Origin of the sequence: Alkalihalobacillus sp. R86527 (genome assembly GCF_042466185.1) — a bacterium.
Classification (GTDB): Bacteria; Bacillota; Bacilli; order Bacillales; family Guptibacillaceae; genus Guptibacillus.
In genome coordinates this window covers 2,452,084-2,466,761 of the sequence record NZ_JAXHBW010000001.1, presented here as the reverse complement: position 1 = coordinate 2,466,761, position 14,678 = coordinate 2,452,084, and the positions used below count along the sequence as shown (strand labels likewise).

The window sequence follows — 14,678 nt, the reverse complement described above, 5'->3', positions numbered from 1 at the left end:
CAGCCTTCCTTTATATTAGAGATGATCACTGCTTTTTGAATAGTCATGTTTCCCTTGTTCACGGTTCTTTTCTTTCTGATTATTTTTCAGCATACGCTTTGCATTATGATCCACTGGCTTCTTGTTATTGTCTTTTGTGTTAGACATAAAAGACCTCCCTGTACCCATAGTTTAATTCACTACTTTTAGGGTACACAGTTGAAGGAGATACTATGTAGCATACTATTTACTTATTTAGGAAAAATAATGCAAGTGTACCAGGACCAGAGTGAGAACCAATCGTAGCTCCAACTTCAGTAATGACGAAATCTTGTCCACCGTACTTATCTTGAATGGCTTCTTTGAGTTTTTCTGCGCTTTCGAGGTCATCACCATGGGAAATTCCGATTAGCTGTGATTGAAGATTTACCCCGCGTTCTTCCATAATTTCAACCATACGCTTATATACTTTGTTTTTCCCGCGGACTTTTTCGATCGGTACAAGTTTCCCATCTTCAACATGGAGAATTGGCTTGATTTTCAGCATTCCACCAAAGAATGCTGAAGCTTTACTGACCCGTCCACCTCTTTGTAAGAAATCGAGGTCGTCAACAGTGAAGATGTGTTCCATATGTTCGATGTAGGAACTCTTAAGGCTCTCGAGTATCTCTTCAATGCTTTTCCCTTGCTCAGCAAGTTTTGAAGCGTGGATCGCCATTAATCCGTAACCGAGTGATGCACCTCTTGAGTCAACGACCTCCATCTGTACATCAGGGAATTCTTCTTGAACTTCATTTTTGATGACGGCAGCTGATTGGTATGTCCCGGATATTTCAGAGGAAAGACCAATGTAGATGAAGGGCTGTCCTTCTTTTGCAAACTTTGTAAACGTTTCTTTAATACGAGCTGGAGGGATTTGCGAGGTTTTCGCTAATTTTCCTTCTCGTAAAGCAGTGTATAAGGATTTGGAGTCGATTTCTTCTCGATCGTAATATTCTTTCTCTTCAAGAATAACGATGAGAGGCATGACCTCAAGCTGATGTTTTTGTGATAAATCCTCAGAGAGATCAGAGGCACTGTCGGTTATAATTTGTACTCTCATGAACAAACCGTCCTTTCTTCATTATAATGCAGGCTAGTTTCTTAAAGTTTATCCCTACAATTGCCTAAAATCAATGATTATATCGTAAAGGTAGGGCACGAAGACTTTTTTCTATATAAGAAATTTTTCATGCGAAAATTTGAGGTTGTCGAACTGTGCCGAAAGCCTTACAATAAAGTTCTTGCTAACTAATTTAAAAATACATCGTCCTTTTTCATCAAGAAGAGGCTTTAAAAGAAAAGGGTGTTATCATGGAAGAATTCAAAAAAATCATTATTATTTTATTAGGAGCCATCCTAGGAGCTGTTTCACTAAATTTATTTCTCATCCCAGCAAACGTCTACGCTAGCGGTTTTACCGGTATGGCGCAGCTACTCTCAAGTGTATTGAATGATTATACGCCAATTCATATATCAACTGGTATCTTGCTTTTCTTATTAAATATTCCTGTTGGCATTCTTGGTTGGAAGAAGGTAGGGAAAGCCTTCACTCTTTACAGTTTGATCAGTGTTGGTCTTACCACATTCTTTCTTGAAATCATTCCGGTTCAGGCTCTATCTGAAGATATCCTCCTAAACGCTGTGTTTGGAGGGGCGCTTGCTGCGATTGGAATAGGATTTACACTTAAGTGGGGTGCTTCCACTGGGGGTATGGATATTGTGGCAATGATTCTCTCAAGGATGAAGGATCGCCCAATCGGGACGTACTTTTTCAGTTTGAACGCATTGATTATCCTAACTGCAGGAATGCTCTACGGCTGGGAAAAAGCACTGTACACACTTGTGACACTGTATGTTTCTTCTCGTGTGATCGATGTTATTCATACACGTCATGAGAAACTAACAGCGATGATTGTCACATCAAAAGGAAATGATCTTCAAAAAGCGATTCATGACCGACTTGTTCGCGGAATGACGAAGCTACCTGCAAAGGGTGCTTACCGAGGAGAGGACAAGGAGATGCTCATGATGGTTGTGACACGTTATGAGCTTTATGATCTTGAGCATATCATCAATGAAATCGATCCACACGCCTTTACGAACATCGTCAATACTGCAGGCATCTTCGGCTTTTTCCGAAAAGATGACTAAACAAAATTCCCCGGGGATATCCCCGGGGAATTTCTTTATGCGTTATTTGTAATGATTTCTTTAACTTCTGGGAGCAAGCTGTCCCATTCTGCTTCAGGCATTTTGTTAATAGTAATGAAATCCTGATAGCCAAATACATTGTCGACACCTTCTAATTTCAGTAGTTCAGCTGCTACTGCATGATCAGGGGTATCATTTTTTTTGAAAGAATGGCTGGATGAACCTTCAAAAAGATTCTTGTCAGCTGTAATCTTTATCGCATTTGGGTTAGGTGTGTGATCTACTCGTAGTTGCATATTGAAGCCTCCTTTCTTAACTCCTACTAGTGTACCAAAATTCTCTCTAGGCATAAATCAATTAAGAAGAGAAAGTGAAACCGTAACGTTTAGAAATAATATCGTGGAAGCCAAGTGAATTATAGAGATGTTTCGTAACAGCGTTGTTTATTCCGGTTTCAAGCTCAATTCCTGTGATACCTTCTCTCTCAGCCCAATAAATAACATGTAACAAAAGCTTTCTACCAATTCCTTTATTTCTTGCATCAGGGTCAACGAACAATTCGTTCAACCATATATAAGGGCCGCCATTCGCGACGCTCACTCCAATATTAAAGAACGCAACACCAAGGATGTCGCCATCATCTTCAGCGACTACAATTCTTGAAGCGGTCTCTTCACTTGTAGCAAGTTTTGCTCCTGCGATTAATTTCTCATAGCTTCCTTCACGATCAGCATGTGTGATCTGCTTCATTAGTAATTTTGCGACTTTATCGATCACATCATCCTCGACCTGGCTAGACAACTGATATACGTTCATTCCCGATCCACCTCCGTGATAATTGTTTCGACTAATTCCTTATCGAACCCTTTTTTAAAAAAATTAATATTATTACAAACAAATTCTAAATAATTGAAACATTATGGCATTCTCATTCGTCTATAAAGGAGAGAGGAGAATGAAATGATGAATCTTCTTTTTTCTTGGAGCTCAGGAAAGGATAGCGCTCTGGCTCTTCAGGACTTACTTGCAAACAACGATATCGACTTAGCGGGCCTTTGGACAACTATTACAGTTCCTCACGATCGTATTTCGTTTCATGGTGTAAGTGTAAGTCTACTTAAGAAGCAAGCTGAAGCGTTACAAATTCCGCTAACGATAACAAATCTACCAGATAACTGTTCAAACAACCAGTATGAATTGGTGATGAGAGAGTCTTATCAGAAATTTATTGACGACGGAATCGAAGGCATTGCTTTTGCGGACTTATATGTAGAAGAGATACGTGAGTATCGCGAACAGCATCTAAAGAAAAGTGGTCTAAAGGGTGTGTTCCCGTTATGGCGAAATTCAACCATCGATACGGCAGAACGGTTTATTGATAACGGATTCAAAGCAGTTATTACTACAGTCGATGAAACAAAAATTGACCCTTGTTGGTTGGGGCGAGAGTTTGATCAACATTTTCTAAATAGCCTCAATGATAAAGTGGATCCTTGTGGCGAAAATGGGGAATTTCATACGTTTGTATATGATGGACCAATTTTCAACGAAGCTGTGTCTTTCACAATAGAGGGAACCGAAGAAATGTACCCATACATAACTGCATTACTCAAATAGAAGAAATTATATTGAAATTCAGTATAGAAAGGGGCGTTATCATTGCCAGTACTCGTGTGTTTTGGAGACTGTTTAACAGCAAAAGAAGTTGATGAAAAGGGAAATGAACGATTAACTTCTCTGATTAGAAATGAATTGGAAGAGTGGATCGTAATCAACGCGGGATCCTCGCCAACTTCGAGGGAGGGTGTTTCACGATTTCAAACGGATGTTCTAAGTTATCAACCTGATTTTGTAACGATTCTATTTGGAACCCAGGAAGCATGCATAAATCAGGAAGACAATCTTTCGGAATTCGAGAAGAACATTGGTTACATGCTAAATAACCTACCACAAGAACGGGTTATTTTGATTTCACCGTCTCCAATTAGAGACGAAGAAAATACGTCCCTTACCAATCATAAGATCGAAGGGTATGCTGGCCGTGTGAAACGCCTCTCACAAAAATTCGGTACGAAACACATCGACCTTTGGTCTATTATTAAAGAGCACAAATCGCAAGAGTCTCTCTATGAGAAGGATGGTGTTCAGCTAAGTCAAAAAGGTTACAAGCTCATCACAAAAGAACTGTTCAAAGCATTGGGTGTGAAATCTTCTTTTAGACGAGCACTGAAATTATTCTAATGCAGAAAACCCGGCAGGCGCCGGGTTTTTTTGTTGAGATTTAAAAGGGTTTGTTGGAAGATTCTTGACTAAGTTCTTGAATGGTTTGTTGGTACGCAGTAAGCTGTTCTTTTTCTGCTGAAGATGATTGATGGAAGGCAGCTGATAAGTTGTTCTTCGCTACTTCAATTTGTTGCTGGAGGCCATGTTGACCAGTTGATGCCAATTGTTCGGCATTTTCAATAGCCTCTCTCGCAAGCTGAAAGTATCGATTTCCCATTTACTCACCACCCGATAGACGTTCTTGTTCTACCTTTTTGCGTTCTTGACTAGTCATACTCGTCAAATCACGTTGATCCATCTGTGAGACAGCACGATCTGCTCCTTCTCTTGCCATTCGCTGTTTTTGTTTACTGTTCTTACCCAAAAGAAATCCCTCCCTTTGATACTAGGATGAGTCCCTTAGGTTGTTATTATGCAGTGGTTAATTACTTAAATATACAAAAAAAGACAGCTTATGATAGCTGTCCTGTTCGTTGTACGGATAAGTTAAGTCGTTCTTCAAGGTATACTGCAATTCCGTCCTCATCATTAGAAACGGTGATCTCATTCGCAATATTTTTCAATGGTTCAATGGCATTCCCCATCGCGACACCTGTACCTGCATATTCGATCATTTCGAGGTCGTTATCTTCGTCTCCGAAGGCAATAACTCGCTCTTGAGGTACATTAAAGTGTTCGGCAAGGCGACGGAGGCCAACAGCTTTGTTCAATCCAATCTTCACGATTTCGATGATATTCCACGGTGCAGCCCACACACGGTGCTCGATTGTTTCGGCATGGTGTTTGTGTAACGTGTCTCTTAGCTCTTTTAACTGTTCATCGTGAGGAAGAATTAAAAGTGATGTTGGATCGTGATTCAGGTTCTTAAGGATTTCTCCAGTTATAATGGATGATTCCTTCATTATCATATTTTGGACGATTTGATCATCATGTTCATGTAGGTAAACATCATCGATTACTTCAGCCATGATGTTCTTTACTTTAATTTCATTACAGGAAGTAACGATCGAATGCGCTGTTTTTAAATCAAGCGGTGTATGATAAGTACCGAATGATCGATCGAGTGGGTGATGAACAAATGCGCCATTAAAGTTAATCATTGGGCTATCGAGGGATAGCTCGTCATAATAGCGGGCGCTAGCTCGAAACGGTCTGCCCGTTGCGATCGCAACATGATGTCCTTGTTTACGTGCTTCATGGATGGCCGCCTTTGAGCGTTCAGAAATATTTTTTTCTCCGTTTAACAACGTTCCATCAAGATCAATGGCGATAAGATGCGGTTTTGTTGTCATAGAAGCTCCTTTGAAATTGTCATTAGTTTAAGCCATTATGGCTATACTGATTATTGTACAATGCTCCAAAACACGTGTCTAATTATATTACAAAATTTACAAAAAATTAAAAAGAAGGTTCTGCCCGTTTGAGAATAGAATAACCAGGGTAAACCATTATTAACATTCTATTGGAGGTGCAGTCGATTATGACCAAAAAACAAACGGTACTCATTTCAAGCATTGCAGCCGCTAGCACAATCGGCATTTCTTCTTATTTATTGAAAGACCCAGAGAAGAGAGAGAAGTTGAAAACAAAAGCAAACGACATTCGCCACCAAGTCTCAAAGAAATTCAGTGATGGCCTTCCTGTAGAAAAGGCAGGAAATCCAACACCTCCTGATAAATCAAACGATAGTGGAGATAGCAAGATGGTTTATGAAGGTTCTCAATTTCCGACACAGTACTATAACAAGTTAGAAAACATGAAATCGGTTGAAAAGAGCAACGAAACGCAAGTAAATAAATAAAGATAAACATGCAGGCTTAAACCAGCCTGCATGTTTTTTTATGAATATGAGGTGCTCTAAATTTACTAATACTTTCTTAGAATGGTACGATTATGGTAGATGAATGTAAAAGGGGCCATGCACATGATTACGATAGAAAATGAGTTGATGGAAAACATTCCAGTGCTACATGTAGTGGATGAAAATCTTTCTAAAGAAAAACTCCCACTGGTTATGTTTCAGCATGGGTTTACTAGTGCAAAAGAACATAACCTTCATATTGCGTACTTACTTGCTGAGGAGGGATTCCGAGTTGTGTTACCGGATGCCGTCCATCATGGTGAGCGTGAAAAGAACCTCTCCGAGGAAAAGCGACAATATGTGTTTTGGGATATTGTCATTCAAAGCTTGAATGAACTTGATTATATAAGGCAGCATTTAATCAGTCGAAACCTTGTACAAGAAAATCGAATTGGCATGTCAGGCACGTCAATGGGGGGAATCCTTACATTTGGATCGTTAACCCAATACCCTTGGATCAAAGCGGCTGTATCATTAATGGGGTCGCCGTCATACTTTAAACTTGCTAATGCTCAAATCCATTACTTGAAAGAAGAAGGGTTTAGTCTTCCTATTTCAGAAGAGGAAATGAAAAGGCAGATTGAAGGATTACAGGAATATGATCTTTCACTAAAAGAAGAAACATTGAACGCCCGTCCGCTCCTAATGTGGCATAGTACGGTGGACAAAGTGGTTCCGTATACTCTTACTTATGATTTCTATCATCAAATTAAAGCCCGCTATGAAGGGAACGAACAGAACTTAAAATTTGTTAAAGATGAGACGTCTGGTCACAAAGTTTCTCGCGAAGCAGTTCTCGAACTTGTGGAATGGTTTAAGACTCATTTGTAGCAATCAGTGCTTTTCGGTTTAAGTTGAAACTCAGTTTGTTATAATAGAATGTGGAAGTAGAATGAAAGGAGAATGAACATGGCTGCAGATCAAGCAACGAAAGATAAATTGATGGAAGCTCTTAGAACGTAATCGATCCTGAGTTAGGTATCGATATTGTAAATCTAGGCCTTGTCTATGACGTAGACTTAGATGAAACTGGTAAAGCTGATGTTACGATGACGCTAACTGCAATGGGATGCCCACTAGCAGGAACAATCGTTAACGATGTGAAACGTTGTCTATCAGACGTAGAAGAAGTAAATGACGCTGAGGTAGATATCGTATGGAATCCACCTTGGACAAAAGACAAGATGTCTCGTTATGCAAAAATTGCACTAGGCATCACTTGATCATACGAAAAAAGGAAGAGGGGCAACCTCTTCCTTTTTTTTATTCTGTTCTTTCGACAACGACTTCATCAGAGATCATCGTCCACATGGCAGGGTCCTCCATGCCGAGTCTCCAAAGTGCCACACCTTGTATTCCGAGCTGGTCCGCAAGGTTAACCTTTGCCCGAATGCTTTCTTCGTTTTCAAACCAGACCTCGTGTTTGCTGCCTTCCTCGTCTGTATAAGTGAAATAAGGCGTTTTACGTTCTTCGTCAAATTTAACTTCTGCTTTGTATTTTTTCTTTAATTTCATTGCCATATCATATGTTACATACGTGCTTTTATCTTTATCTAGATTAAAGTCAAATCCAAAGACAGAGACTGCTGCTACGAGTTTCTCTGGAGGGATTCTTGTTTTCGCATACTTCATGACTTTATCCATCCAACCTGCCGTTACCGCTGGTCCAGCTGGACTTCCTGGCCAACCGAACTCGTTATAGAGCATGACGATAAATTGATCAACAGCGCCCCCAATTGCAGCATAGTCGAATGGATCTGAGAAAGGATTAACTGGCTCATCAGAAGCGCGTGAAGGGACGCTTGCTGAAAAGAAGTATCCTTTTTTGTTCATTTCTTCACCGATGGTTTTGTAAAGAAGCGATAGCTTTTCTGAATCCTCAATATACACATCCTCGATGTCAATATCGACACCATCAAAATTGTATTTTTCGATAAGCTTCACAAGGTTCAAAGCAAAAGCTCTTCTGTTTTCTTCGCTTGATACAAGGGTTTGAACAACCTTCTTGCTTGGTTCAGTATCTCCCTTTTTATATAAAAGGTTATGAACGACAGGGATGATTTTGATGTTTTGTTCATGAGCGAGCTGGACGAGTTTCGCGATCTCTTTATCGGTAAATTTCCCAAACTTTTCGATCTTAGTTGGATTCGCCTGACTAATCCGAAACAAAAACAGCGCAAGTTGAGATAAAGAAGGGCGGTGTTGAACAAAAGATTGATAAGAAGAAGGAAGCTGTGGACCTTCTTCAAGCGTATAATAGCCGATAATTCGAGATACAGGCTTCTCATCTCCATATACTTTGAATTCGACAATACTATCAGAAACCCATCCTTCCGTTCCATCATAAAGCTCTACTTTGTACCAGCTGTCACGTATGCCTTTGACTGCAAGTCTTGCACCGGCTCGCATCTGAGTAATGATGTTATACCCTTTCCCAGGTCCCGTTCTTATATTTGCACGGTCGGTTCGTGTGACGACTTCCGTATAACTAGGGATCTTTAGCGTTTGACCGATTGCTAATGAATCAGCTTCAAGTTCATTCAGTGTGAGTAGACTTTTTACCGTTGTATTGTATTGGTTCGCAATTTGATAAAGACTGTCGCCCGCTTTTACCGTATACTCAACACGGTAAGAACGATTGGATGTATTCGGGATATCGAGCTGCTGACCAACATAGATGATATTCGTTCTGAGCTGATTCTCATGCTTGATTTCTTCAACGGGAATCTGAAATCTTTCAGCGATTGTTAATAGCGTATCTCCTCTTTGTACTTCATAAGCCGTGGAATCAGAGGGGATTCGAAGCATCTGTCCAACATAAATGATGTTCGAAGGCAATGCGTTATTATCTTTGATGTCGCTAACAGAACGGTTGTAGGAATCTGCAATTGATAACAACGTATCACCGGGCTTAACCATATAGTGGTTCTCAGGCATATTCATCACTCCTTTCCATTCACATATAAGTTGCATCACTATCAATCTATTCAGAGCAATGGGCAATCATTCAACGTTTATTTTCATGATTCTGTGAGTTCTTTGTTACAATGAAAACAGATAAAGAAGAAGGAGTGGAGATGAAGATGGTTGAGAGAAGAAAACCACTACCGGTCCAAGATGCGATAAAAAAAGTCATGCAGTTATCCTACGAGAGCCAAATCGAAATGCTACCGCTCGCAGAAAGTGACGGTAGATATCTTGGAGTAGATCTTAAATCTGATCATGATGTACCACCCTTTGATCGATCACCATACGATGGTTTTGCAATTCGTGCTGAAGATACTTATGAGTCGAATCAAGAGAATCCAGTTCGATTGAAAGTGATTGAAGAAATAGGTGCAGGAACAGTGGCCAAGAAAACACTCAAGCGCAAAGAGGCGATTCGAATCATGACAGGCGCACCGATACCAAATGGGGCAACTGCCGTCATAATGTTTGAACTTGTTCGTGAAGAAAGCAGCCAAGACTCGTCTTATATATACATAAAGCGGAAGGTTAAAGAAGGAGACAACATTTCAAAGCAAGGTGAAGATGCTCCAAAAGGGAAAGTGCTCGTCGAGCGTGGCGCAATGATTACGCCTGGCGTAAAAGCCCTTCTAGCCACGTTTGGATATGGCTTGGTACCAGTAGTAAAGAAACCTGAAGTAGGCCTTTTTGCTACAGGAACCGAACTTCTAGATCCAAGTGACGCTTTAGAACCTGGAAAGATTCGTAACAGTAATTCACCAATGATCGAAGGACAGATCAAAGCAGCAGGAGGATCACCAACGTATTATGGTGTTCTCGAAGATGACTTTGAGAAGTGTTACTCTACAGTGAAAGAAGCGCTTGAACACGTTGATATCCTCATTACTACTGGTGGCGTATCAGTCGGAGACTATGATTATTTGCCTGCGATTTACGAGAAGTTAGGGGCAACTGTCTTATTTAATAAAATTGGCATGAGGCCAGGTAGTGTGACGACCGTTGCTGAATGGAATGGAAAGATTTTATTCGGATTATCAGGAAATCCGTCTGCCTGTTTTGTTGGATTTGAACTTTTCGTGAGACCTATTCTAAAACGAGCTCTTTTCTCAAAAACTCCTCATCGATTGAAGAGTAAGGCGGTTCTTCAGAAAGACTTTCCAAAACCGAATCCTTTTACAAGATTTGTTCGTAGTAAAACAGAAGAAGTAGATGGACATATTCAAGTAATTCCAACTGGATTAGACAAATCTGGAAGTGTGACATCATTAGCTGATGCGAATGCACTAACTGTTCTTCCAGGAGGAACGAGGGGCTTCAAAGCAGGAGACGTAGTAGATATTCTACACTTAAGAGAAGAAGGTTCCATTCAGCCATGATGCCAGCTATCCTACAAGTCATTGGTTACCAGAACAGCGGTAAGACCTTTTTTGTTGAGAAATTTGTGAGTCGTGCAGCAGAAGAAGGACTGAAGGTAGGCGTGATTAAGCATCATGGCCATGGGAAACCAGAGGTTTATGATGATGAGAAGGATACAGGACGTCATCGTAAAGCTGGCGCTATCGTCACGGGAGTAAGTGGGGATGGCCTTCTTTCAATCCATGCTACTAATGAAAAGGATTGGGAGCTTCCACACCTTATGACCCTCTATTCTTCGTTTGATCTTGATATCATTTTGATTGAGGGGTATAAGGATTACCATTATCCACGTGTCATCATGGTAAGAGATCACCAAGATAAAGGATTGCTAATGGATTCGATGGTCAAAGCCGTTATTACACAAGATTCATACCTTCCAAACGTTGAACCAAGTTATCAAGCAAAGAATATCGATGAATGCATCAATCAGTTACTGGAGGATTTTACAAATGGAGTATTATAAAATCACATCGGAAGAAATTGACGTAAATGACGTTGTTTCGAGCGTTGTTCACCCCGAAGCAGGTGCTGTGAATACATTTATTGGAACTGTTCGTGAATTTACAGGACATAAACAGACGGTTTCATTGCAATATGAAGCCTATCCTTCAATGGCAGAAAAGCAACTTCAACGGATTGGTTCTGAAATCAATAATCGTTGGCCCGGTGTGAAAACATCGATCGTCCATCGAACAGGAAAGTTAGCGATAAGTGACATTGCCGTCGTCATCGCTGTCGCTTCACCACATAGGGCTGAGAGTTACGAAGCAAGTCGATATGCAATCGAACGTATTAAAGAAATCGTTCCGATTTGGAAAAAGGAATACTGGGTCGATGGAGAAGAGTGGATTGGCGATCAGCTAGAACAAACATCCTATCCAACAGGTCGACCAGAGGAGGAATCATAATGGTGAAGATATTATTTTTCGCTGATCAACGAGAGAAAGTTGGGAAAGAGGAGTTGGAGTTTGAAGGTGAAGGGATGACTGTTCAAAACGTGAAAGAATACTTACTTTCGGAGTATCCTTCTCTCAAGCTTCATCAAACGATGACTGCAATCAATGAGGAATATGAAGAGGAAGAGAACCGCACTGTAAAAGCAAATGACGTTATCGCTTTTATTCCACCAGTGAGTGGAGGATAAAGAAAAAACACCCAACGGGGGTGTTTTTTAGCTTGTTGCGAAACCCTGATTTTTTCGTTCTCGATGCTGTAGGTGTTATTCAAGCGGTATTCACTCCTGTTAGCTTGCAGTTAGTTACATCAAACTTTCCGATCAGTTAACATTAAGTGAACATCTGCTTTATTTCTCAAGTCGATATTATCAGCTTTTCTTTCGTCTTGTTTTCGAATTACACATTTAATGTAGATTGGAGCGTCCTGGAGCGGAAATCACCACTAGTCTGTGACAGATGGTTCTAAAGACTTTCTCGACAAACTAAAAACACCCAACACGGGTGTTTTTTTTAACTGGTTTAGAAAATAAGAACAAGTGCGCCTGCAATAAAGCAATAAATTGCAAAATAAATTAGGTTTCCTTTTGCCATGATGTTCATGAACCACTTTAGTGAAAAGTAAGAAGCAATCAATGATAGTAAGAAAGCTACGATATAAGGAATAAGAAGATCATCTAAACGTAAGCGTTGATCGGCTAGTATGTCTCCGATTCCGAACACCATCGTACCTACACTTACAGGGATAAACAGTAAAAAGGAGAACCTTAGTGCAGTTTCTTGCTTCATTCCAACGCCCATAGCAGCAACGATCGTTGCTCCGGAGCGGCTGATCCCAGGGATCAATGCGATTGCTTGAGCAAAGCCTACGATAAGGGCATCTTTTAGATTAAGGTCTTGATCGCTTTTTCCTCCACGGAGGTTGCGAATTAACCAAAGCGCGATTCCCGTAATAATGAGTGTGATTCCAACAGTTTTGTAATGGCTGAGTTTCTCGCCAATTAAATCGCCGAAAAGGATGCCAAGCACCGCGGCAGGAACCGTACCGATTACTAAGTATACGATGAACATAAAATCGTCTTTAGCACTTTTGTTCTTTGTTGTTATGAAACTTAAGCCATTCGTTGTTAAGCGTAACAGATCACGTCGGTAGATGATCAGCACAGCGATAAGTGAAGCGAAGTTCATGAGAACTTCAAAGCTTAAGCCCTTTGTTTCTAAGTTGAAATATTCTTTTGCAATAACTAAGTGACCGCTCGATGAAATAGGGATGGGTTCTGTAAACCCCTGAAGCAGTCCAAGTAATGCGTACTTTAGAAGTACCCACAGTTCCATGATTTCTTTCCTCCAATAATTAAACGTTCACTATCTGTTTGACACATGTATCCATTAAACACCAGGGTTTCCAGTTTTGTAAAGACCTTGTTTCTACATAAAATACTATTCGGTGTTGAATGCTGTTAAAGGGGGCGGTATTCATAAGAGGAAGGAGGCTGTCAGATGGGCGGAGAAAATCGTCATTATACACCAGGGCAAAAAGCTCCGAACAATGGCATGTATATTGAAATTGGTGAGACCGGCACGATGGTGAAAGATCCTCAGCAGGTTAAGCTCAAAGCTGGTGAGGCTTTTCCTCAATGCTCCAATCAGAATCGAAAGTGGGCACGTGAGCCTAAACCCCACCACTAAAAAAACAAGCGCCAGTCAGGCGCTTGTCTCTATTGCTCGGCTGAATCAGTGATGACTCCATCACCTAAGACGATTGCAGCTCCTGAGATGATAACCCCAAAAATAATTGCAGCCGGAAAATTGAAATGGCCTCCCTGCATAGATGCAAGTACATAGAAGATCATGTTGCTAAGCAGGAATCCCCAGATAATTGCCCAAATATAGCGCACAGTATTTCACCCCATTTGTAAACGTATTCTACCGAACATCATACCATAAACACGGATTTTCGACACCTACATTTTTAGCGATTCATGACATAAAACCTATGAAAGATACGTTGTAAAGCTCGTCCATAAGAAATGAAGAACGAGTAGCCACCCCCAAAGCTTCTGTTGTGGGCATGTGAGGAAAAGTAAAGCAAGCGTCGTAACAGATAAAAGCAATGAGCGAATAAGAAGCCATATCATGAATGGAATAGGAATGGCATAACATGAAGTAAGGGGGCTACGTTTGAAAAATAATGATTCACTCCATATAAAAAGACTATAAAATAGGCACATCTCCCTTTCTTCTAAGCTTATCCTGCATAGTGTATACAGAAAGATGGAAAAAGGGCGAGGGGAGAGTATGTGTATTCGTAAACGAGTCTATCGATTAGACGGGGAGTGGACGATCGTTCTTGTCCCTGAAAAGCCTAACGGTTTCGGCGTGTTCATTTTCGGAGACGTCTCACACTTTGTGGATGCCGATACTAGTTTTTGGCTACAAAACCACACGCGTGCGAGCATTATTGGGGAACTCCTTCATGCAGGCTATACCGTTTATACGAGCAATTTATATGGACGTCACTGGGGTTCTGAAGGGGCAGTCAGATTAGCAGAACGGATCTATAAACTCGTTCATAAACAGGAAATTTTAAATGATAAGATTCATATTCTAGCTGAAGGGATGGGGGTTCTCGCTGCTAATTCTTTTCAACATAATAAGAGCAGCAGAATTCGATCAGCTGCTTACTTGAATCCTTGTATGAATGTGAAAGATCTAATTCTGAGAGAACAAAAGCATAAGCTGTTTTATAAACGATTAATGAAAGAGATCGGTCTCGCTTATGGAATCGATCGTGAGAACGTATTAGAAACACTGGAATTGAAAGAAATCGAAATCGCTCGATGCCCTATTAAGATCTGGCATCATTCGATAAATAGTCCATATTCCCTCGAGAAGATCAGGGAATACGAACAGCTGCAGGAAAAAGCGGGTTCACCGATTGAATTAACACTCTTAAGTGACAGTTATCAATCTTTAGGAAAAAAAATCGTGCGCTTCTTTCAATCTGAAGAGAGCAGTCTTTAACA

General features: G+C 40.6%; 21 protein-coding genes and 1 pseudogene. 12 read left to right on the top strand and 10 right to left on the bottom strand.

The window, feature by feature from the left end:
- Window positions 1-15: 15 nt before the first annotated feature.
- Entirely contained in the window at window positions 16-147 is a 132-nt protein-coding gene (locus SJY16_RS12660; protein ID WP_377889648.1) for a DUF3941 domain-containing protein, read from the bottom strand.
- 79 nt (window positions 148-226) lie between these two features.
- Window positions 227-1,081 carry a DegV family protein gene (locus tag SJY16_RS12655; RefSeq protein ID WP_377889646.1) on the bottom strand — a complete coding sequence of 285 codons (855 nt, stop codon included), beginning with the start codon at window positions 1,079-1,081 and terminating at the stop codon, window positions 227-229.
- Between the two features lie 251 nt (window positions 1,082-1,332).
- On the opposite strand from SJY16_RS12655, the gene SJY16_RS12650 reads away from it, so the two are divergent.
- Entirely contained in the window at window positions 1,333-2,172 is an 840-nt protein-coding gene (locus tag SJY16_RS12650) for a YitT family protein (RefSeq protein ID WP_377889645.1), read from the top strand.
- 35 nt (window positions 2,173-2,207) lie between these two features.
- On the opposite strand, the gene SJY16_RS12645 is transcribed toward SJY16_RS12650, so the two are convergent.
- Together SJY16_RS12645 and SJY16_RS12640 are read right to left on the bottom strand one after the other, a co-directional pair.
- A complete protein-coding gene (locus SJY16_RS12645; RefSeq protein ID WP_224881461.1) occupies window positions 2,208-2,468 on the bottom strand; it encodes a NifU N-terminal domain-containing protein in 261 nt (86 codons plus the stop codon).
- A 61-nt stretch (window positions 2,469-2,529) separates the two neighbouring features.
- Window positions 2,530-2,988: a GNAT family N-acetyltransferase gene (locus SJY16_RS12640; protein WP_377889643.1), complete on the bottom strand. Its 459-nt coding sequence runs from the start codon at window positions 2,986-2,988 to the stop codon at window positions 2,530-2,532.
- Between the two features lie 144 nt (window positions 2,989-3,132).
- Here SJY16_RS12640 and SJY16_RS12635 point away from each other — a divergent pair, with 144 nt between their 5' ends.
- Window positions 3,133-3,789, top strand: a complete 657-nt coding sequence (locus SJY16_RS12635) for a Dph6-related ATP pyrophosphatase (protein ID WP_377889641.1) — start codon at window positions 3,133-3,135, stop codon at window positions 3,787-3,789.
- Window positions 3,790-3,831: 42 nt separating this feature from the next.
- On the top strand, window positions 3,832-4,413 hold the full coding sequence (locus SJY16_RS12630) for an SGNH/GDSL hydrolase family protein (protein ID WP_377889639.1): 582 nt from the start codon (window positions 3,832-3,834) through the stop codon (window positions 4,411-4,413).
- A 40-nt stretch (window positions 4,414-4,453) separates the two neighbouring features.
- Here the strand turns inward: SJY16_RS12630 and SJY16_RS12625 are convergent, their stop codons facing one another.
- The 3 genes from SJY16_RS12625 to SJY16_RS12615 form a co-directional block, all read right to left on the bottom strand.
- Window positions 4,454-4,672: a DUF3813 domain-containing protein gene (locus SJY16_RS12625; RefSeq protein WP_377889638.1), complete on the bottom strand. Its 219-nt coding sequence runs from the start codon at window positions 4,670-4,672 to the stop codon at window positions 4,454-4,456.
- Entirely contained in the window at window positions 4,673-4,819 is a 147-nt protein-coding gene (locus tag SJY16_RS12620; RefSeq protein WP_377889636.1) for a hypothetical protein, read from the bottom strand.
- A gap of 88 nt (window positions 4,820-4,907) precedes the next feature.
- Window positions 4,908-5,747 (bottom strand): Cof-type HAD-IIB family hydrolase, encoded by an 840-nt coding sequence (locus SJY16_RS12615; protein ID WP_377889634.1) that lies wholly within the window; start codon window positions 5,745-5,747, stop codon window positions 4,908-4,910.
- Between the two features lie 188 nt (window positions 5,748-5,935).
- Between SJY16_RS12615 and SJY16_RS12610 the strand changes: the two genes are divergently transcribed.
- The 3 genes and pseudogenes from SJY16_RS12610 to SJY16_RS12600 all read left to right on the top strand — a co-directional run bounded on the left by SJY16_RS12610 (window position 5,936) and on the right by SJY16_RS12600 (window position 7,539).
- Entirely contained in the window at window positions 5,936-6,256 is a 321-nt protein-coding gene (locus tag SJY16_RS12610; RefSeq protein ID WP_377889632.1) for a hypothetical protein, read from the top strand.
- Between the two features lie 123 nt (window positions 6,257-6,379).
- Window positions 6,380-7,147 carry a prolyl oligopeptidase family serine peptidase gene (locus tag SJY16_RS12605; protein ID WP_377889630.1) on the top strand — a complete coding sequence of 256 codons (768 nt, stop codon included), beginning with the start codon at window positions 6,380-6,382 and terminating at the stop codon, window positions 7,145-7,147.
- 78 nt (window positions 7,148-7,225) lie between these two features.
- Window positions 7,226-7,539, top strand: a pseudogene (locus SJY16_RS12600) (metal-sulfur cluster assembly factor).
- Window positions 7,540-7,579: 40 nt separating this feature from the next.
- On the opposite strand, the gene SJY16_RS12595 reads toward SJY16_RS12600, so the two are convergent.
- Window positions 7,580-9,253 carry a LysM peptidoglycan-binding domain-containing protein gene (locus SJY16_RS12595; protein ID WP_377889629.1) on the bottom strand — a complete coding sequence of 558 codons (1,674 nt, stop codon included), beginning with the start codon at window positions 9,251-9,253 and terminating at the stop codon, window positions 7,580-7,582.
- Between the two features lie 146 nt (window positions 9,254-9,399).
- On the opposite strand from SJY16_RS12595, the gene SJY16_RS12590 reads away from it, so the two are divergent.
- From SJY16_RS12590 to moaD, 4 genes are read left to right on the top strand one after another with little or no spacing between them, the layout of a single operon-like run.
- Window positions 9,400-10,659 (top strand): molybdopterin molybdotransferase MoeA, encoded by a 1,260-nt coding sequence (locus tag SJY16_RS12590; protein WP_377892230.1) that lies wholly within the window; start codon window positions 9,400-9,402, stop codon window positions 10,657-10,659.
- Window positions 10,656-11,162 (top strand): molybdopterin-guanine dinucleotide biosynthesis protein B, encoded by a 507-nt coding sequence (gene mobB, locus SJY16_RS12585; RefSeq protein WP_377889627.1) that lies wholly within the window; start codon window positions 10,656-10,658, stop codon window positions 11,160-11,162. The genes SJY16_RS12590 and mobB overlap by 4 nt, the downstream gene beginning before the upstream one ends.
- Window positions 11,149-11,607, top strand: coding sequence for a molybdenum cofactor biosynthesis protein MoaE (locus tag SJY16_RS12580; RefSeq protein ID WP_377889626.1), 459 nt, complete (start codon window positions 11,149-11,151; stop codon window positions 11,605-11,607). The genes mobB and SJY16_RS12580 overlap by 14 nt, the downstream gene beginning before the upstream one ends.
- A complete protein-coding gene (gene moaD / locus SJY16_RS12575; protein ID WP_377889624.1) occupies window positions 11,607-11,843 on the top strand; it encodes a molybdopterin converting factor subunit 1 in 237 nt (78 codons plus the stop codon). Before SJY16_RS12580 ends, moaD begins: the two co-directional genes overlap by 1 nt.
- 331 nt (window positions 11,844-12,174) lie before the next feature.
- On the opposite strand, the gene SJY16_RS12570 is transcribed toward moaD, so the two are convergent.
- Window positions 12,175-12,987, bottom strand: coding sequence for an undecaprenyl-diphosphate phosphatase (locus tag SJY16_RS12570; protein WP_377889623.1), 813 nt, complete (start codon window positions 12,985-12,987; stop codon window positions 12,175-12,177).
- A 165-nt stretch (window positions 12,988-13,152) separates the two neighbouring features.
- Between SJY16_RS12570 and SJY16_RS12565 the strand changes: the two genes are divergently transcribed.
- Entirely contained in the window at window positions 13,153-13,341 is a 189-nt protein-coding gene (locus tag SJY16_RS12565) for a YjzC family protein (RefSeq protein ID WP_377889621.1), read from the top strand.
- Between the two features lie 29 nt (window positions 13,342-13,370).
- Here the strand turns inward: SJY16_RS12565 and SJY16_RS12560 are convergent, their stop codons facing one another.
- Entirely contained in the window at window positions 13,371-13,550 is a 180-nt protein-coding gene (locus tag SJY16_RS12560) for a YjzD family protein (protein ID WP_377889619.1), read from the bottom strand.
- Window positions 13,551-13,950: 400 nt separating this feature from the next.
- On the opposite strand from SJY16_RS12560, the gene SJY16_RS12555 reads away from it, so the two are divergent.
- On the top strand, window positions 13,951-14,676 hold the full coding sequence (locus tag SJY16_RS12555) for a hypothetical protein (RefSeq protein ID WP_377889617.1): 726 nt from the start codon (window positions 13,951-13,953) through the stop codon (window positions 14,674-14,676).
- Window positions 14,677-14,678: the final 2 nt, after the last annotated feature.